The 18,389-nt window shown below is 45.9% G+C and carries 20 protein-coding genes; 17 read left to right on the forward strand and 3 right to left on the reverse strand.

Annotation, left to right across the window (positions count from 1 at the left end; translation table 11 throughout):
* Window position 1 precedes the first annotated feature (1 nt).
* The 7 genes from sufD (at window position 2) to yunB (ending at window position 7,383) form a co-directional block, all read left to right on the forward strand.
* Window positions 2–1,309, forward strand: a complete 1,308-nt coding sequence (gene sufD, locus AA84_RS0103425) for a Fe-S cluster assembly protein SufD (protein WP_028976032.1) — start codon at window positions 2–4, stop codon at window positions 1,307–1,309.
* Entirely contained in the window at window positions 1,309–2,529 is a 1,221-nt protein-coding gene (locus AA84_RS0103430) for a cysteine desulfurase (protein WP_028976033.1), read from the forward strand. The genes sufD and AA84_RS0103430 overlap by 1 nt, the downstream gene beginning before the upstream one ends.
* Window positions 2,519–2,974 (forward strand): Fe-S cluster assembly sulfur transfer protein SufU, encoded by a 456-nt coding sequence (gene sufU, locus AA84_RS0103435; RefSeq protein ID WP_028976034.1) that lies wholly within the window; start codon window positions 2,519–2,521, stop codon window positions 2,972–2,974. Before AA84_RS0103430 ends, sufU begins: the two co-directional genes overlap by 11 nt.
* A 152-nt stretch (window positions 2,975–3,126) precedes the next feature.
* Window positions 3,127–4,533, forward strand: a complete 1,407-nt coding sequence (sufB, locus tag AA84_RS0103440; RefSeq protein WP_028976035.1) for a Fe-S cluster assembly protein SufB — start codon at window positions 3,127–3,129, stop codon at window positions 4,531–4,533.
* A gap of 174 nt (window positions 4,534–4,707) precedes the next feature.
* A complete protein-coding gene (locus AA84_RS0103445; RefSeq protein ID WP_028976036.1) occupies window positions 4,708–6,120 on the forward strand; it encodes a bifunctional metallophosphatase/5'-nucleotidase in 1,413 nt (470 codons plus the stop codon).
* A 21-nt stretch (window positions 6,121–6,141) separates the two neighbouring features.
* Window positions 6,142–6,444, forward strand: a complete 303-nt coding sequence (locus AA84_RS0103450) for a YunC family protein (RefSeq protein WP_028976037.1) — start codon at window positions 6,142–6,144, stop codon at window positions 6,442–6,444.
* A 129-nt stretch (window positions 6,445–6,573) separates the two neighbouring features.
* Complete coding sequence (gene yunB, locus AA84_RS0103455) at window positions 6,574–7,383, forward strand: sporulation protein YunB (protein ID WP_028976038.1); 810 nt, start codon at window positions 6,574–6,576, stop codon at window positions 7,381–7,383.
* Window positions 7,384–7,425: 42 nt separating this feature from the next.
* On the opposite strand, the gene AA84_RS0103460 is transcribed toward yunB, so the two are convergent.
* Entirely contained in the window at window positions 7,426–8,361 is a 936-nt protein-coding gene (locus tag AA84_RS0103460) for a M23 family metallopeptidase (RefSeq protein ID WP_223362470.1), read from the reverse strand.
* Window positions 8,362–8,580: 219 nt separating this feature from the next.
* On the opposite strand from AA84_RS0103460, the gene AA84_RS0103465 reads away from it, so the two are divergent.
* The 3 genes from AA84_RS0103465 (at window position 8,581) to AA84_RS0103475 (ending at window position 11,154) form a co-directional block, all read left to right on the forward strand.
* On the forward strand, window positions 8,581–8,871 hold the full coding sequence (locus AA84_RS0103465) for a YutD family protein (protein ID WP_028976040.1): 291 nt from the start codon (window positions 8,581–8,583) through the stop codon (window positions 8,869–8,871).
* 117 nt (window positions 8,872–8,988) lie between these two features.
* Window positions 8,989–9,756, forward strand: coding sequence for a TIGR01457 family HAD-type hydrolase (locus AA84_RS0103470; protein WP_028976041.1), 768 nt, complete (start codon window positions 8,989–8,991; stop codon window positions 9,754–9,756).
* 411 nt (window positions 9,757–10,167) lie between these two features.
* The gene (locus AA84_RS0103475; protein WP_128166500.1) at window positions 10,168–11,154 is read left to right on the forward strand and encodes a protein kinase family protein; all 987 of its coding nucleotides are present in this window, start codon (window positions 10,168–10,170) and stop codon (window positions 11,152–11,154) included.
* A 55-nt stretch (window positions 11,155–11,209) separates the two neighbouring features.
* On the opposite strand, the gene AA84_RS0103480 is transcribed toward AA84_RS0103475, so the two are convergent.
* Complete coding sequence (locus AA84_RS0103480; RefSeq protein WP_010025357.1) at window positions 11,210–11,431, reverse strand: NifU family protein; 222 nt, start codon at window positions 11,429–11,431, stop codon at window positions 11,210–11,212.
* Between the two features lie 185 nt (window positions 11,432–11,616).
* Between AA84_RS0103480 and AA84_RS16990 the strand changes: the two genes are divergently transcribed.
* The 5 genes from AA84_RS16990 (at window position 11,617) to AA84_RS0103505 (ending at window position 15,183) form a co-directional block, all read left to right on the forward strand.
* Window positions 11,617–11,946, forward strand: coding sequence for a YuzD family protein (locus AA84_RS16990; RefSeq protein ID WP_037562864.1), 330 nt, complete (start codon window positions 11,617–11,619; stop codon window positions 11,944–11,946).
* 51 nt (window positions 11,947–11,997) lie between these two features.
* Window positions 11,998–12,228, forward strand: a complete 231-nt coding sequence (locus AA84_RS0103490) for a hypothetical protein (protein ID WP_010025360.1) — start codon at window positions 11,998–12,000, stop codon at window positions 12,226–12,228.
* A gap of 60 nt (window positions 12,229–12,288) precedes the next feature.
* The gene (gene dapF / locus AA84_RS0103495) at window positions 12,289–13,134 is read left to right on the forward strand and encodes a diaminopimelate epimerase (protein WP_037562881.1); all 846 of its coding nucleotides are present in this window, start codon (window positions 12,289–12,291) and stop codon (window positions 13,132–13,134) included.
* A gap of 110 nt (window positions 13,135–13,244) precedes the next feature.
* Window positions 13,245–13,610 (forward strand): HesB/IscA family protein, encoded by a 366-nt coding sequence (locus AA84_RS0103500; protein WP_037562865.1) that lies wholly within the window; start codon window positions 13,245–13,247, stop codon window positions 13,608–13,610.
* A gap of 355 nt (window positions 13,611–13,965) precedes the next feature.
* Window positions 13,966–15,183, forward strand: coding sequence for an NAD(P)/FAD-dependent oxidoreductase (locus tag AA84_RS0103505; RefSeq protein ID WP_028976045.1), 1,218 nt, complete (start codon window positions 13,966–13,968; stop codon window positions 15,181–15,183).
* Between the two features lie 376 nt (window positions 15,184–15,559).
* Here the strand turns inward: AA84_RS0103505 and AA84_RS0103510 are convergent, their stop codons facing one another.
* Window positions 15,560–15,922 (reverse strand): helix-turn-helix domain-containing protein, encoded by a 363-nt coding sequence (locus AA84_RS0103510; RefSeq protein WP_028976046.1) that lies wholly within the window; start codon window positions 15,920–15,922, stop codon window positions 15,560–15,562.
* A 183-nt stretch (window positions 15,923–16,105) separates the two neighbouring features.
* Between AA84_RS0103510 and AA84_RS0103515 the strand changes: the two genes are divergently transcribed.
* Window positions 16,106–16,336 carry a helix-turn-helix domain-containing protein gene (locus AA84_RS0103515; protein WP_028976047.1) on the forward strand — a complete coding sequence of 77 codons (231 nt, stop codon included), beginning with the start codon at window positions 16,106–16,108 and terminating at the stop codon, window positions 16,334–16,336.
* A gap of 162 nt (window positions 16,337–16,498) precedes the next feature.
* Complete coding sequence (asnB, locus tag AA84_RS0103520) at window positions 16,499–18,382, forward strand: asparagine synthase (glutamine-hydrolyzing) (RefSeq protein ID WP_028976048.1); 1,884 nt, start codon at window positions 16,499–16,501, stop codon at window positions 18,380–18,382.
* The last annotated feature ends 7 nt before the right edge of the window (window positions 18,383–18,389 follow it).

Raw genomic sequence — 18,389 nt, forward strand, 5'->3', positions numbered from 1 at the left:
GATGTCTATGCAGCTGAAAAACCTTCCGTTTGATGCGGAAGCAATCACTAATTTTACAAAGAATCGAAATGAACCGAAATGGTTTTCAGAGATCCGTCTGAAGGGGTTGGGTCTTGCAGAGGAACTTCCATTGCCGACACCGGAAAAAACGCGCATCGCGGATTGGAATTTTACAAAATTTAACGTTCAAACCGAAAGCGGTGCTGTCGATCAACTGAGTGATCTGCCTGAAGAAATCAGCAATCTGATGGGCAAAGGCGATCAGGTCGGCAATGTATTGATTCATGTGAACAATTCGGCCGTTTTTGACCATTTATCACAGAACCTCAAGGATCAGGGCGTTATCTATACAGACCTGGCAACTGCAGTTCGTGAACATAGCGATTTGCTCGCAAACTATTATTTCAAGACAACGTCCATTGACAAACACCAACTGACCGCTTTAAATGCAGCACTCGTCAATGGAGGAACGTTCCTCTACGTGCCGAAAAATGTCGTGGTCAGCGAACCGATCCAAGCGGTTTATTACCAAGATGCACCGGAAGCGGGACTGATTGCCCATACGCTTGTTGTCGCAGAAGAGAGCAGTTCGGTCACCTTTGTAGAAAGCTATCTTTCTGATGCAGCGGCAGGTAAAAGTGTTGCCAATATTGTCAATGAAGTTGTCGTCGGTGCGAATGCCCAAGTGAACTATGGTGCAGTCGATGAATTCTCTGATCAATTTGTCACCTATGTCAGTCGGCAGGCCAACGTTGCTAAAGATGGTCGTATTCAATGGGCACTCGGACAAATGAATGACGGCAATACCTTGTCCGAAAATGCGACGAATCTTGAGGGAGACGGTGCCGAAGCAGACATTAAGGCGGTAAGTATCGGCAGCGGATCTCAAAAACAAAACTTTGATAATTATGTGCGCCATGTTGGCAAAGCAACAAAAAGTCAGCTGCTTGTTCGCGCCGCTCAAAAAGATGCATCAAACTCGATCTTTAATGCGCGGACAAAGATTGAACACGGAGCATCCGGTGCGGATGGTGAACAGACGCAGCGTGTGCTGATGCTGAGCGACCAAGCACGCGGCGATGCCAATCCGATTTTGCTCATTGACGAATATGATGTCATTGCCGGACATGCGGCATCTGTTGGACGCGTTGATCCGGATCAGCTCTACTATCTAATGAGCCGCGGAATAAAGCAAGAAACCGCTGAAAAATTGATTGTTGAAGGATTTCTTGCACCGGTCGTTGATTTGCTCCCTGTTGCAGGCGTTCAGAAACAGTTGACAAAACTAATTGAGAGGAAAGTCGGCTAATGGATATTCAAACAATTCGTAAGGACTTCCCAATTCTCGATCAACAGGTTAATGGACATCAGCTTGTCTACTTAGACAATGCAGCGACTTCGCAAAAACCAACATCAGTCATTCAAACGATGGTGGATTACTATGAACGCTATAATTCTAATGTTCATCGCGGTGTACATACACTGGGGACGTTAGCAACGGATCGCTATGAGGAAGCACGCGAAAAAATACGCCGCTTTATTCATGCGAAAAGTGATAAAGAAATTATTTATACAACCGGTACCACGCAAAGCTTAAACTTAATTGCCTATGGGTATGGGCTCGCACGTCTTGGTGAGGGCGATGAGATTGTTATCTCGCCGATGGAACATCATGCGAATCTCATACCGTGGCAGCAGGTCGCGCAAAAGACCGGAGCCGTGCTGCGTTATTTTCCAATGGAAGAAGACGGTACGCTCGCACTGGAAAAAGTCCGCGAGACGATTTCCAATAAGACGAAAATCGTGTCTGTGACAGAAGTATCCAATGTCTTGGGTACGGTTAATCCGGTGAAAGACATTGCAAAAATTGCCCATGAATGCGGTGCAATCATGATTGTTGACGGTGCGCAGAGTACCCCGCATATGCCGGTTGATGTACAAGCGCTTGATGCAGACTTTTTTGCATTTTCCGGGCATAAGATGCTGGGTCCAACGGGAATCGGTATCTTGTATGGCAAGCAGGAACTGCTTGAGGCAATGGAACCGATTGAAACCGGCGGAGAAATGATTGATGAGGTTGGTTTTCAAAGTGCGACATGGGCAGAACTCCCGTGGAAGCTTGAAGCAGGGACGCCGCATATCGCCGGTGCAATCGGCCTTGGTGCAGCGATTGATTATCTACAGCAGATCGGCATGGATCAGATCCAAAGCTATGAAGAATCGTTGACCGATAAGGCCTATGAGCTGTTGTCGCAGATTGACGGTGTGACCTTGTACGGACCGGGCAAACGCTCCGGACTGGTTTCGTTTAACATTAACGGTGTACATCCTCACGATGTTTCAACAGCACTTGACTCGGAAGGCATTGCGGTTCGCGCCGGACACCATTGTGCGCAGCCGCTGATGAGCTGTTTAAAGTGTGAATCGACGGTTCGCGCCAGCTTCTACTTCTATAATTCCGAGGATGAGATTGAAGCGTTAGCCAAAGGAATTAAAGAAACGAAGGAGTTCTTTGGACATGTTGTTTAATAATCTTGACCAGCTGTACCGCTCGGTCATTATGGACCATTATAAGAAACCGAGAAATCGCGGCGAACTCAACGGCAATCATTGTGTGACGGTGAAAATGAACAATCCGTCATGCGGCGATAAAATTCAGGTCTCTCTGGAGATTGAGAACCATAAGGTAAAGAATGTAAAGTACTTGGGATCGGGTTGTGCGATCAGTCAATCCTCAGCTTCAATGATGACCGAAGCAATTAAAGGACTTGATGTTGATCAAATCCATCAACTTACTTTTGATTTCTCGGAAATGGTTCAAGGTCGAGCGCATAATGACGACCTGGATCTTGGCGATGCTGAAGCGCTTCATGGGGTTTCGCAATATCCGGCTCGGATTAAGTGCGCGACGCTGGCGTGGAAAGCCGTTGAAAAAGCACTGCGCACAGCAGATCAAGACTTGAATCATGAATGAGCAGTACATGCAACTTTTCTGTGACTTATGGTACACTTAGGGTATGTACGACTTAATGAATTCGAACAGGTGAACATTCGGTGTATCTCTGTGATCAATAAATATGCGATGCGGTGCATCGCCTTATAAAGCTAAAAAGGAGGAATTCCGCAATGGCTACAGAACAGCAGCAGCTTCCTGACATTGAAGAGTATAAATATGGATTTAGGGAAAAAGATGTGTCCGTATTTCGGACCAAGCGGGGTCTGACTGAAGATATTGTGCGCGAAATTTCCAAGAAGAAAAATGAACCGGAATGGATGCTCAATTATCGTCTGAAGGGTCTGCATCATTTTTATAAACGGCCGATGCCTCAATGGGGTGCTGATCTCAGTGGATTAGATTTCGATGATCTAACCTACTATGTAAAGCCGGTGGATAATCAGGGACGTTCTTGGGATGAAGTGCCGGATGAAATTAAAGACACTTTTGATAAGCTTGGTATTCCTGAAGCTGAGCGCAAATATCTGGCCGGCGTTTCTGCCCAATACGAATCCGAAGTGGTCTACCACAGCATGAAAGACGAGCTGGAAAAGGACGGCGTGATTTTCCTTGATACGGATTCCGCCTTGCAGAAACACGAAGAACTCTTTAAACAATATTTTGGCAAAGTGATCGCTTATGCCGATAATAAATTCTCTGCCCTTAATGCGGCATGCTGGTCCGGCGGTTCCTTTGTTTATATTCCAAAGGGCGTTGTGTGCAAGACACCGCTGCAAGCTTATTTCCGGATTAATTCCGAAAGTATGGGTCAATTTGAACGAACCTTGATCATTGTCGATCAAGGGGCGTCTGTCCATTATGTTGAAGGCTGTACTGCTCCGGTTTATTCGAGCAGTTCATTGCACAGCGGAATCGTTGAGATTTATGTGTGCAAAGATGCATACTGCCGCTATACGACGATTCAGAACTGGGCAAACAATGTTTATAATCTTGTGACTCAGCGTGCGATTTGTGAGGATCACGCGACGATGGAATGGGTTGACGGCAATATTGGTTCTGCGGTTACAATGAAGTATCCATCGGTTGTTCTCAAGGGTGAAGGTTCGCGAGGCAGCACGTTGACAATCGCTATTGGCGGAAAAGGACAAAATCAAGATTCAGGATCAAAGATGATCCACCTTGCGCCGAATACATCATCAACAATTATCTCTAAATCGATTGCTAAAAATGGTGGAAATGTTACTTATCGAGGGAAAGTTCATTTTTCGCCTAAAGCAAAGAATTCTCGTTCCCACATTGAATGCGATACTTTGATCATGGATGATCAATCAACATCGGATACGATTCCATATAATGAAGTCCTGAATAAAGACATTTCGATGGAACATGAAGCGAAAGTTTCAAAAGTATCTGAAGAGCAGCTTTTCTATTTGATGAGCCGCGGCCTTACGGAACAAGAAGCTACTGAGATGATTGTGATGGGCTTCATCGAGCCATTTACCAAAGAGCTTCCGATGGAATATGCGGTTGAAATGAATCGATTGATTAAATATAACATGGAAGGCTCGATCGGCTGATCGTTCGGTTTCCGATCCTTTCCAGCAGACCTTTCAATGCGCGAATACGCGCAATTTGAAAGGTTTTTGTTTTACAATAAGAAGGTAAAGCGAGCAGCTGAAGTGAGGTAAAATAGAAGCATTCATTTGATTTCGTTCGTTTTGCATTTGGTTTATGATCGGGGGGACAAATGCGTGATACGACTACACTTTTTCCATACAAATGATATTCACAGTCATCTCAACAATTGGGGCTGCCTGGTCCGCTATTTAAACGATGAACGCCATCGGCTCGATCAGGTCGGGGAACCGTATCTGACGCTTGATCTCGGTGATCATATGGATCGCGTAAACCCGCTGACCGAAGGCTTGCTTGGCGCAGGCAATGTACACTTGCTAAACGAAGCCGGATATGATTACGCAACGATCGGCAACAATGAAGGCATCACGTTTACCAAGGATCAACTTAGCGCTGCGTATACCATGCGCCACTTCAAAGTTGTGCTTGCCAACCTCTATGATCAGCATTCGGGCTCGCGGCCATCGTGGTGTCTGCCTTGGGTCATTGATGACATGCAAGGGATAAAAGTGGGTTTGATCGGGATAACCGCCGCTTTCCCAAACTTTTACCGCCTACTCGGCTGGAGCATTTCAGACCCCTACACAGAGCTGAAGGCGGCAGTGGATCAAGTGCGAGGTAAAGTAGATCTTGTGGTTGTGCTGTCTCATTGCGGGCTGCCCTTTGATGAACGTGTGGCAAAAGAGTTGTCCGGGATTGATGTGATCATTGGCGCCCATACGCATCATGTGCTCGAACAAGGAGAACTGTTGGACGGCACATTAATTGCACAGACAGGCAAATTCTTGGGCTATGCCGGTCATATTGTTATTGAATACGATGAATGCAAGCGTAAGGTTCTTCATAAAGGTGCGGATTTGATTACACTGCGCAAGCCTGAAGATCAGTCCGCCGCTCTTGAAGTGAAACGATTAACGGATCGCGGGATTGCCAATATGCAGCATCGTATTGCTTATTTGGATCATCCATTGCAGGTCGATTGGTTTCAATCGTCTGAATTGCCGTCAATGATGGCGGATGCGCTTCGCTTATGGTGTGATGCCGACATTGGCCTGGTCAATGCGGGAGTCATTCTTGGTCCGCTTCCTAAAGGCGCTGTGACCCGTTTCATGGTGCATCAGATTTGCCCACACCCGATTAATCCGTGTCGGGTTGAAGTGTCCGGCAATGCGATTATTTCGATGATTCAGCTCGGCATGAAGAAGTCTTTCCAAAATTATGCGCTAAAAGGGTTCGGCTTTCGCGGGAAACGCGTCGGCTGTCTCATTTTCAGTCATCTGACTTATGAGCAGGAAGGGGAGACTGCGGTTCATGTTCGAATCAACGGTAAACCCCTTGATAAAGCGGGACGCTACAGCATCGGAACAATCGACATGTTTACGCTAGGCGCGATGCTGCCGCCAATTGTTAAAGCGGAGCAGCGCTTTTACTTGCCGGAGACGCTGCGCGATTTACTTGCTTGGCAGCTCAGTAAGCGCAGCGATGCAAAACCGGACAGTCACCCATTGCCTCATCCCTCCATAAACTGAATGAGGAGGGGAGGCTTTAGAATGATTCACGTGCAACCTTTTGCTATTGACGGCCGCTTAGTTCAAGGCATCAGTGTTTCCTTGCCGAAGACAACGTTACTGATCATCACTGGAGCATCCGGCTACATTATGTGCGGCGCTCTTGATGTCGGTTTGCTGAACGATAAACTGGCGGACCGCGATGTGCGAGCAGGCAAAGCAGTCGGCGTTCGGACCTTAGAAGATCTTTTGCATGCCCCACTTGCTGAGGTAACCGTTGGTGCAGAAAAGATTGGTGTTCATCCGGGAATGAGCGGTATTGATGCATTAAAAAAAATGGCTTGACGTAAAAATAAGGCATTGATTTCAATGGGTTTCTAAGGAAAGCATCCATTACCCAGAATGAGCCTTTCCAAAGAAAAAAGACTGAACCCTCCTTCACCTTCATATATATTGAAGTGGAGGAGGGTTGTCATGTTTAAACCGAGCAGACGTTATCGACGAAGAAACCTGTCTTTTAAAAAATCGCTGCTGCTCTCCTTGTTCATTTTCATCCTCTGCGTTTCTTTAGCCATTTGGCTGGTAAACGAAAAAATGAAACCGGCATTGTTCAGTATTGCGCAGACGCAGACGGAACAGATGGCTCATTACGCAATTAATTACGGCATCGGAGAGCATGTGCTCAGCAACATTACTGAAGAGAATGATCCTAATGAAATTCCCAAAATAGAAGAATTGTTCATTACCCATCGTACCGAGGACCAGAAAATCACTGATTTTGAGCTTAATTCCGAAAAAGCAAATCAGCTTAAAGGACAGATCTCAAATCGAATTCTATGGTTTCTTCGCGCAGCGGAGAAGGGCCGTATTTCATTTACCAATGGTCCGGAAGATGATCTCATTTACCGTAAAAACCACCATGGCGACGCAATTATCGCCGATATTCCGCTCGGTCAGATCTTAAACAACGCACTGCTCAGTAATTACGGCCCGCGTGTTCCCGTAGAAATGGAGGTCGTCAGCAACGTTGAAACAGATATTAAGGAGGACTATAAAAATGCTGGTATTAACAACCCGCTCTACTCCATTTACATGGTCGTGACCGTCAAGGTGGATGTGATTGTTCCGTTTGCGATGAAATCACAAACGATCAAGCAGCGCATCCCGATTGGCATAAAAGGCTTAAATCCGGGTGTTCCTTACTTTTACGGGTCAAACGGATCAGGCGTCACGCCGGCCGTTCCGATTGAAACGCCTTCTGAAAATAAGAAGAGCAATCAGTAGGACGACATTTCGTTTTCATGGCTGTGCCTTTTTTGGCAAGCTTCATTTTTTTGCCGCATCCTGCCGTTCCCAGATGCGCAAAGCCGGATAGGGGTCAACCGAATATTCGGCACGCCCATTATCACGGTAGAGTCCGTAATGCAGGTGAGGCGGAAATTTGCCCATTGTGCCCTTGGGTCCGTATCCAGAACTGCCAACGTAACCGACCACTTGCCCCGGCTTTACAATCACATCATGATGGATGCCCGGTGCATAGCCATTCAAATGGGCAAAGTAGTGATAGTTCCCGTGAAGATCACGGATGCCGATGCGCCAGCCGCCGTATTTATTCCAACCGATCAGCTCAATGATGCCGTAGGAAGTGGCGCGCACCGGTGTACCGTAGTCAGCAAAAATATCGGTACCTTCGTGGATACGGTTGCCGCCCCAGCCGCGTTTTGCCCCCCATGTCGAGGCATAATCATAGTTGTAATTGAGCGGTACTGGGAAGGCATGTTTTTCCAATTCCTCAGGTGCTGCATGTTCAAAGAGCCGCGCGAAATGATTAATTAAGTCGACTGCTTTACCACGCCGATAGTGCTGCCAGAGACCGATTCGTGTATTTTCTTCACCAGGTCCTGCTTGAGCAATGGACTGTGCAAACGCATAGAGCCGATCTTCTGCACTGCTCCGTTGCGCGCGACCGTCACCATTTCCATCCCTTCCGATTCCACCGAACAAGGCAATTGTACTCGGATTCTGGTCGTCCGGATTAGGATTTAACGGACCGGCCCATGTGCGTTTATCAAAGGCAATGCTGATCAATTCGTCTTTGTTAGCATGCTCTGAATCAAGCGCAAGGATGTTACGTGCATATTGGTCGCAACCGGCCAGAATGCTCCAGCGTATCCCGGTCAATGCGGCCGTCTTTAAATATAAGGCTTTTCGGTCTTGAGCCGCTACATGTGAACCTGCTTGACACGTTAATGCAGGTGTCATGATCCAAATTAAGATAACGCAAAAAAGACAGAACATTCGTGAGCGTTTCATTGATGAACAGCGGTCCTTTCCTATCAATTTATTCTGATCCATTTGTTTCTTGCACTTTTCACCATAAGCGCATGATCTGCTATAATAAGTAGTACGTCGTAAAGAGCACCGTTTCTGTCTTGCTCCGGCAGGCGATACGCTTTACTAATCAGAGGGGAGGTTATCCCATTGACCGGTTCGACTGTCTCGGTTGATTCCAATACATATGAAGTCATTGAAGATGTCCGCAATGGCTGGAATGAGGAAGCCTTTTTAAAAAGATACAGTGAAATCTTAGGTAAATTCGACTATATTGTGGGTGATTGGGGTTACGAGCAGCTTAGACTGCGCGGCTTTTACGATAACCACAATTCCAAATCAACCTTCGATACAAAAATAAGCACGCTTGTCGACTATATTGTCGAATATTGCAGTTTCGGTTGTGCCTATTTTGTACTTAAAAAAGTGAACAAAAAATGATGTTCGATTGAACCTTGTTCGTTAGTGTGTACAAAATTAAAAAATTAATGACTGAGCATTTAGATCCTGATGGATTTTATTATGGGGAGAAATAGGACGAAAACGGGAGGCAGAGATGTGACAAGCTATGATACATTTTTACTGGACTTGGATGGCACCGTTTACTGGGGAAAAGAGGAAATTCCCGAAGCGGTAACCTTTGTTAAAACGCTAAAAGAAAAAGGGCTGCGTTATTTGTTTGTCACCAATAATTCAACGCGGACAAAAGAAACCGTTGCTGATCAATTAAGCGGATTCGGTATTCCTTGCACGCCTGATGATGTTTTGACGACCAGCATGGCAACAGCGAGCTACATCAAAGCGCAAAAAAAAGATGCAAAAGTCCTTTATATCGGCGAACAAGGATTAAAACAAGCGATAGAGCATGCAGGGCTTATCTACGATGAGGAACATCCAGATTTTGTTGCCTTTGGTATGGATCGGCAAATTACGTACGAGAAATATGCAAAAGCTTGTCTGGCGGTCCGTTCCGGCGCGACATTCATTTCAACCAATCCTGATGTTGCGCTTCCAAATGAGCGCGGTCTTGTGCCTGGAAATGGTGCATTAACCTCGGTTATCAGCGTTTCTACAGGGGTAAAACCGACGTTTATTGGAAAGCCGGAACCGATCATTATTGATCTTGCGCTTGAGAAGCTTGGGGCGTCAAAAGCACATACAATAATGATTGGCGACAACTATGATACGGACATTTTGGCAGGGATCCATGCGGGAATTGATACGCTGCTGGTACACACCGGTGTAACGACGCCAGAAGCGCTTAAAACGAAGGAGGTGCAGCCGACCTTCGCACTGCATTCACTGAGTGAATGGAGATTCAACTAAACGCATGCACGAAACATTTCTTGAGCACCACTGGATGCATGAACTGAGAGGGCGTCCCAAAAGGGGTTAGATTTATACTGCGCTCCGATTGCTCGCATCAACAGAGCGCGGCCGCGGACGATCCAGGAGTCTCCTCGGCTGATCCTGTAAAGCCAGCGGGGTCTGCTTTGGCTCGCGATCAACGGGAACGCTTCGCAGGAGTCGCGCATCTTCGCGCTTAACCTCAAAATAGACGTTTTTTTAAGGGTGTCTCAACAGTCAATTGACTGTTGAGACACCCTCTTTTTTCCTTTATTTAAAAACAATGTCTTGACTGATCAGCAAAGCTGCGGGCGTGAGATGCCTGCGGGGACTACAGAAAAGCGAAGGCATAGTTGGCAGATTCACCGATAAAATGAATAGAGAGGGATTATGGCTGGCAAAACGACTGGAGGGACACAGAACGTGGAGATGCCGGATGTACGAAAAACTGCTGCTTACTACTATGACTTGGATGATCTGAACGCGACAGTCAAGCTTTATTTTCAACCATTGAGCCGGTTTTACCATCAAAATTTACAGCAATTAGCACGTGTCGCAGACTTTTTGTCCGAACAAGCCGATTTTCCGGTGTCGCGCTTAATGGTTAACCGTTATGGCAGCTACGAGACGAAAATGAATGGGCGTTCATGGGTTTTAATGAGCCGACTGGAGATTGACCCGCGCTGGCAGCGCCGCTCGTCAGCAGAGCTGCTGAGCGAACTGCATGCCCGGACAATCGGTGCGAATCTGCAAGCCTTCCCGGAGTCACCAGCTGCTTCAAGAGGAGAATTGTTGGGCCGACTGGATGCACTGCAAGGCTTCTATGAGCGATGCCGCAGTGAAGAAGACCCGTCTTCTTTCGAGCGGACATTCATCGAACTATTTCCCTATTTTGCATGTTGCGCTGAAAATGCTGTGCAAATGTATGCAGATGATGCCATTGATTATCCAAATCAGGAGCAGTTGTGTGTCGGTCATTATCGCTATTCAATCGATGAACAGGAAATGACAGAAGATCCTTCACAGTGGGTGATCGATGACCGTTCAAGGGATTTAGCCGAAGCAATGCGTCTTTTTGCCTGGCGCAGTGCTGGTGACGCAGATGTGGCTGCAAATGCTTTTCTTGATGCTTATGAATCGCGTTTTCCGCTCACTGAACCGGTGATTGAGAAAATGGTTGGGCGGCTGCTTTATCCGCTGGCTTTTATCGAATGTTGTGAACGTTATTTCGCCAACCAAGGCGATGATCAGCGGACGCTTGAGCTTCAGCTGCGCCGGTGCGGAGAAAAAATAAAAGAGCGTGAGCGTGTTTTAAAAGGTGTGATCGATCGTTATGGAGGACGCGTATCCGCGCCGGAATGGTTGATGCGTCCATAACGAGAAACAAAGACCGCTCATGAAGAGCGGCCTTTGTTTGCGGATGATTTTTATTTTAAAAAACTTGTTCCAGTTCTTTGATTCCGGGAACATTTTCAATGAGTGCCCGTTCAATGCCGGCTTTCAATGTGAGCGTTGAGCTCGGGCAGTTTCCGCATGCACCGAGCAGCCGAACGCGTACCACGCCGTCCTCAACCTCGAGTAGTTCAACATCTCCGCCGTCGCGAAGCAAATAAGGACGAAGTTTCTCCAATACTTCTTCGACTTGTTGATACATACACTCACTCCTTAACTATCACAGATAAGGTCATTATATCTTTTTTGAAACAGAAAATCTATTTATTCGATTCATTGCGGGATGTTTCAGTCGAGAATGCGAAAGATGGAAATCAAATCAGTGACGGCGGCGCCTGAATTTGCTATATTAATTTATAATTCAACAACAAGTCAGAGGTGAACAGAGTGGAGCTCACCGTTTATGGTGCAGAAGCCGTATGTGCAAGCTGCGTTCAAGCGCCTCCGTCAAAGACGACGGCGGAATGGCTTGAATCCGCCTTAAGCCGCAAATTCAGAGAGAAAATGCTTGTCCGTTATATTGATATTTATCAGCCGGAAACAGAGAAGGATCGCGTGTACTGCACAAAAATTCTTGCTGATGACTTTTTTTACCCATTGGTCGTACACGAGGATGAAGTGCTCGGTGAGGGATTTATTTCCTTAAAACCGATTGTGCAGTTCTGTATCCGGAACGGGATGACTCCCTTGGACAATAGCGGAAGGAGCGCGGAGTAAGGAGCTGTATACTGATCATAAGAAACAAAATGAAATGGGGGAGATTGCCGTATGCTTGACTTTCATCACAGCTGGCCCTATGAACGAGTGGCCAGTGATCTTTATTTTGAAGAGTGCCCCTTTTGTCATGAATCACCGGTTTTGCTTTCTTTAAAAAAGGAGGCGGAAGCACGTGCATTCCAAGGAATAAAAACCAATCTCGTCATGCCCTGCTGCCATGAGAAAATCGTGATTGAGACAATGGATCGCGATTATATCTGGGCTACACAGGTGCTGCGTTAGCGAAGATTGAGCAGAAGAAATGGAGCGATAATTGTGAGACAAGATGTACCGTTTACGAAAATGCATGGGCTGGGCAACTGTTATATTTATCTGGACGGAATCACGCGGGATTTGGCAGTTCCCTCTTTTCCCGAACTGGCGCGCCGTGTATCGGATCCGTATAAAGGGATCGGTTCAGACGGTTTAATCCTCATTTTGCCTTCAGACTCAGCCGATGTGCAAATGCGCATCTTTAATAAAGACGGTTCTGAGGCGATGAACTGCGGCAACGGGCTTCGCTGCGTTGCCAAATATGCTTATGATCACCATTTGGTGCGCAGCAAGCAATTTTTGATTGAGACACGCTCCGGCAATAAGCAGGCAACCGTGCATACAGAACATGGAATGGTTGACACGGTAACGGTTGATATGGGTGAACCGATCCTTGAGCGAGAGCGGATTCCGGTTGCCGGAACGCCGAAAGCGCAGCGGGTCATTGAGGAGCCTTTGACTATCGCGGATAAGACCTATCGGTTTACGGCGGTTTCAATGGGAAATCCGCATGCCCTGTTCTTTGTGGACCATATTCAAGAAGCGCCGATTCATGCGCTTGGAAAACGGCTCGCAGACACCGATCCGCTCTTTCCCAACGGCGCCAATATCGGCTTTGTTCAACCATTGACCGACCATGAATTAAACTATCGAGTTTGGGAGCGTGGCTCAGGAATTACGCAAGCATGCGGCACTGGCGCGTGTGCATCTGCGGTAGCGGCGATCTTAGAAGAACGTGCACGGAAGGATATACCGATCACGATTCATCTTGACGGCGGCGATCTGACGATTGAATGGCAATCCGCAACCAATCATGTGCTGATGACCGGAGAGGCGAAGACAATTTGTGACGGTGTGTATTTTTATGAGCATTGACTCATCTGAATGTAGGAGATGAACGAAAAAACCATTTCTGATTGTCTTTGATTGTGATTCATCGCACATCAGGATATAATGTTAATAACTCACATAAGGAGCTGAAGGAAATGAATATTACGTTGACCGATGCAGCAAGCTTTCGTGTTCGGGAAATGTTGGCAAATGAACCGGGAGAAGATCTGTTCCTTCGTGTCGGTGTCGGCGGTGGTGGGTGCTCCGGACTGACGTACGGCATGGGTTTTGATGATAAAATGATTGACGGTGATCTCGCTTTTGAAGGACAAGGCTTTAACGTCGTTGTTGATCAAAACAGCGCACCAATGCTCGATGGTGTTACCATTGATTTTAAACAAAATCTCGATGGCGGAGGATTCACGATCGACAACCCAAACGCAATTTCTTCATGCGGCTGCGGTCATTCATTTAAGACTGCAGACAACGAAGGACAGCCTGCAAAGCAGTGCGACTGCTGATTGCTCACTACGTTTTTCATCGGTAAAATAGACGCTAAACCATCTTCTTGAAACGATCAAACGAGAAGATGGTTTTTTGTTTTTTCGTAGATGTTCTTGGTTGTTCTGATCTAATCCACCCATTAAAGGTCGTTTCTTGTTCTTTAATAAAAGACATAAATCGCCTGATTTCGACACAAATTATCCTTGAAATGTTAACAAAAAAGACATATTATTAATGAGGAAAAACAAATTATTGCATAGAATTTTCTGTCTGCTTGGATCAACACGTGATCAATCAAGCCTATGATGTGTCCATTCATCAGACAAAGGCTTTATTTTTTTTCATACTATAAAAAAGGTGGCAGTGAATACCATGAGCAAGCCTAAGATTGTGATCCTTGGTGCCGGATACGGCGGCATGATGACCGCCGTACGCCTCGAAAAGGAATTAAAAGCGGAGGATGCCGATATAACACTGGTGAACAAGCACAATTATCACTACCAAACAACTTGGCTGCATGAAGCAGCAGCGGGAACCATTCATCATGACCGTACAAGAATGTTGATTAAGAATGTCATAAACACAAAACGCGTTAAATTTGTACAAGACACAGTAGAATCCATTGACCGGGAGAACAAGAAAGTTGCGCTAAAAAACGGCGAGATCGCGTACGATTATCTAATCGTTGCCCTTGGATTTGAATCAAATACGTTCGGCATTAAAGGATTGGCAGAAAATGCATTTGCAATTCGCAGTGTAAATACAGCACGCAAAATCCGTGAACATATTGAGTATAAATTTGCAAGCTACAACAATGATCCGGATGCTAAGGACAGTGATCTGACGATTGTTGTCGGTGGCGCCGGACTCAGCGGTATTGAATTCCTCGGTGAACTTGTGGACCGAATTCCTGATCTGTGCAAAGAATACGATATTGATCCGAACAAGGTCAAAATTGTCGATGTTGAAGGCATGCCGTTCGTTCTGCCTCCATTTGATCGCGAACTTGCAAAATACGCGCAGAATTATTTAGAAAGCAAGGGCGTTGTATTTAAACTGAGTACCTTTATCAAAGAAGCAACCCCTGAAGGTGTTAAAGTGCAGAAAAAAGACAGCGAGGAACTGGAAGAGATTCAAGCAGGTACGGTGGTATGGACCGGAGGCGTGAAAGCCAATCATATACCTGCTGATTCCGGATTCGAAACAAATCGCGGCAAGATTCAGGTGACTGAGGATCTTCGTTATCCCGAGGATGATCATGTCTTCGCCGTCGGTGACGTCGCCGTGGTTTTCCCGAAAAATGCTGAGCGTCCTTACCCGCCAACAGCACAGATTGCGATTCAAGAAGCTGAGAATCTGGCTAAGAACATCAAACATATTCTCCATGGCGAAAAGACCGAGGCTTTTGTTTATAAGCCGAAGGGTACGGTTGCTTCACTTGGTGAAAAACAGGCCATTGGCGTTGTATTTGATCACAAACTGACCGGAAAGCCGGCCGCAGCAATGAAAAAAGTGATTGACGACCGTTATTTGCTGATGCTTGGTGGAGTCCCGCTCGTTCTGAAGAAGGGCAAATTAAATCTCCTGTAAAAAAGGAATCAAAAACAAACGCCTTTGATTAGCCGATCGGCTGATCAAAGGCGTTTGTTTGCATCATGCACTATTTAAAAATGCATAAAAAAGCTGTACCTCGAATGAAAAAGAGTCGTACAGCTTTTTTACAGGTAAAGATAGTATGCGATTTTGCCTTTCTGTCACGACAATTAGCGTCATTTCATCAACAAATCGGTTCAAGACACGTAAGCGTGAGATGCCAGCGAGAACAGCGTGCCAGCGAGAACAGCGTGCCAGCGAGAACAGCGTGCCAGCGAGCAGCTGAAGTGTCGTTCAAGCATAGCGTTGATGAATGAAAGGCGCATCCTGCGGAAGTAAGGGCTGCTGAGCTATGCCCGGTTTTTCTTATTAATTATTGAAGAACGGACCAAATTTTGATCAATGTTGCCGCTTTTTCCGGCTGTTCAGCCATTTGGTCGATCAAATGGTCCAGTCCAGATATACTTTTTATTTTTTTCAACAGTACTTGATCTTCAAGCGTTGTGTAGCTTAATTCCGGCTCATTAACCATGAGCGTACGACCAAGCAGGTAATCGGTGGAAACATTCAGGTAATCGGCAATTCGCACGATCATATCCGGATCCGGTTTCCTTGCGCCCGATTCATAGCGGCTGAGCTGTGCATTGGAAATATTTAGTTGACGTGCCATTTCCAACTGAGATAAGCCTTGCTCATCACGCAAAAAGCGAATCCGGCTGCCGAGAGTATTCTCCATTCCGAATGGTTCCTCCTGTACATACATTGCACGGCGTATATAAACAAGAAAATAGTATCATGTTCTCATTTTACATGGGCTTAATTTACCAAATAGGAAAAATCATTAAGAATATTAGCGACAAAAATGCTATAATTTTGATTAATATTACCAATAAGGAAACTGTTTGGGGGGAGTTAGCCTATGCTGACTGTGGATCTAACGAAACTGAAAAAGATACGAGAATCGCAAATGTCCTTACGAGAGATGGCACAGCAAATCGGTTATCAGAGCGCTAATGGATACTATTACTTGGAAAGCGGGCGAAGCAAAATCAGTGCGGAAATGCTTGCAAAGGTGGCAACCGTTTTAAACCAACCGATTGAAACCTTTTTTACGGAAAGAGAAGAAAGGGATGAGAAGGATGATTTATAAAAAGAGTGGTGAAAATGATTGTTGATGGAACGCATACATAACGTTGATTTTGTTCGTGTTGATGATAAACTAAAACAAGGATGAAATAATTTAGTGAATGAAGCAGAGATACGAACCGATCGGCATAGTGACTCTATCGTTCCTTTGAAAGGGAGAATTGATATGTGCGGATTTTGCGGCTATATTGCAAACGATCATCGTTTGCAACCGGGGAATCACAAACAGAATAAAATGACCGCGCGAGCAGAGATCATCAATCACCGTGGTCCCGATGATGCAGGCTACTATACAGATGACCAAGTACAACTTGCCTTTCGCCGATTAAGCATCATCGATTTGGCGGGTGGACATCAGCCGCTGCCTTATGAAAACGAACGCTATTACATCATTTTCAATGGTGAAATTTATAACTACGTTGAGCTGCGAAATCAATTAAAGAAAAAAGGTTTTCAATTTGAGACGACCTCAGATACTGAAGTGATTGTTGCGCTTTATGCAGATCGTGGAATCGACTGCGTGAATGAGTTGCGGGGGATGTTTGCTTTCATTATTTGGGACAAAGAGGAACGGACGCTTTTTGCTGCACGCGACCATTTCGGCATCAAACCTTTCTATTATATGGAAAAAGAGGAGGGTATCTTCTTTGCTTCTGAAATGAAGAGCATGCTTGTTGGTGAAAATACGCATCCGGTCGCTGAAGAAGCACTGCAATATTACCTGACTTTCCAATTTGTTCCAGAGCCGCAAACGCTTGCTGCGGATATTAAGTGCTTGGAACCAGGGCATTATCTGCTCAAAAAAGATGGTGAACCGTTGACCAAGAAGGCGTTTTGGGAACCAAGCTTTGCCCCTGTGGAACAGACACTTGGGGATGCCAAGAAAAAGATACAGGACGCGTTAATCAATTCAGTGAAAATTCATATGAGAAGCGATGTCCCGGTCGGAGCCTTCTTGTCCAGCGGCATTGATTCGACTTCCATTGTGGCATTAGCGAAACGTTATAATGAGCAAATCAAAACATTTACCGTTGGTTTTGCCAGCAAAGGATATAACGAAATTGATATTGCTCAGGACTCGGCAGATAAGCTAGGCGTTCAGAACAATTCTCTGGAGATCACACCGGAAATGGTTTTGGAAGAATTACCGAAGATTGTCTGGCATTTGGATAATCCTGTGGCAGACCCAGCAGCAATACCCAATTATTTTGTTGCCCGTGAAGCGAGAAAACAAGTGAAAGTCGTCTTATCGGGCGAAGGTTCCGACGAGTTATTCGGCGGGTACAATATATACCGTGAGCCGCTTGCTTTAAACTGGTTTGACAAGGTACCGAAACTTGGCAAAAATTTACTTCACGCCATTGCACGGCAGATGCCGGTCGGAATGAGGGGACGAAGCTATTTGCTCCGTGGGACGACACCGCTCTCGCAGCGTTACGTCGGTAATGCGTTCATCTTTGATGAGGAAGAGAAGAAGTTTGTGCTCAAAACGTACTCTGATCAAGCGCGGTTTACTAAGATAACGGATCCAATTTATAGCCAAGCTTCTAAAAATAAATTGGACCAGATGCAGCTGGTTGATCTTAAGACATGGCTGCGCGGCGATATTCTTACGGTTGCTGATCGCATGACCATGGCCCATTCGCTGGAGCTTCGTGTCCCGTTCTTGGATGTACATGTCTTTGAAGCAGCACGGACCCTCCCTGCTGCCCTGAGGACTGGAGAAGGAACAACGAAATATGCTTTCCGAGAAGCAATGCGTGGCATTGTACCTGATTCGATTCTGTTTCGAAAAAAACTAGGCTTTCCGGTTCCAATCCGTATCTGGCTTAAGGATGAGCTGCACGATTGGGCGGTAAATTTGATTCATGAAAGTAATACTGATGCATTGATTAATAAATCTTATGCGCTGAAACTGCTGGATGATCATTGCAGCGGCAAAGCTGACAACAGCCGAAAAATTTGGACAATACTGATGTTCATGCTCTGGCATCAGATTTTCATTGAGAAAACGGTGACGGTTCACCCTGAACCTGCTTTTCAAGCATAAAAGTAGA

This window comes from Sporolactobacillus terrae DSM 11697, from assembly GCF_000648615.1.
In the GTDB taxonomy this organism is placed as follows: Bacteria; Bacillota; Bacilli; order Bacillales; family Sporolactobacillaceae; genus Sporolactobacillus; species Sporolactobacillus terrae.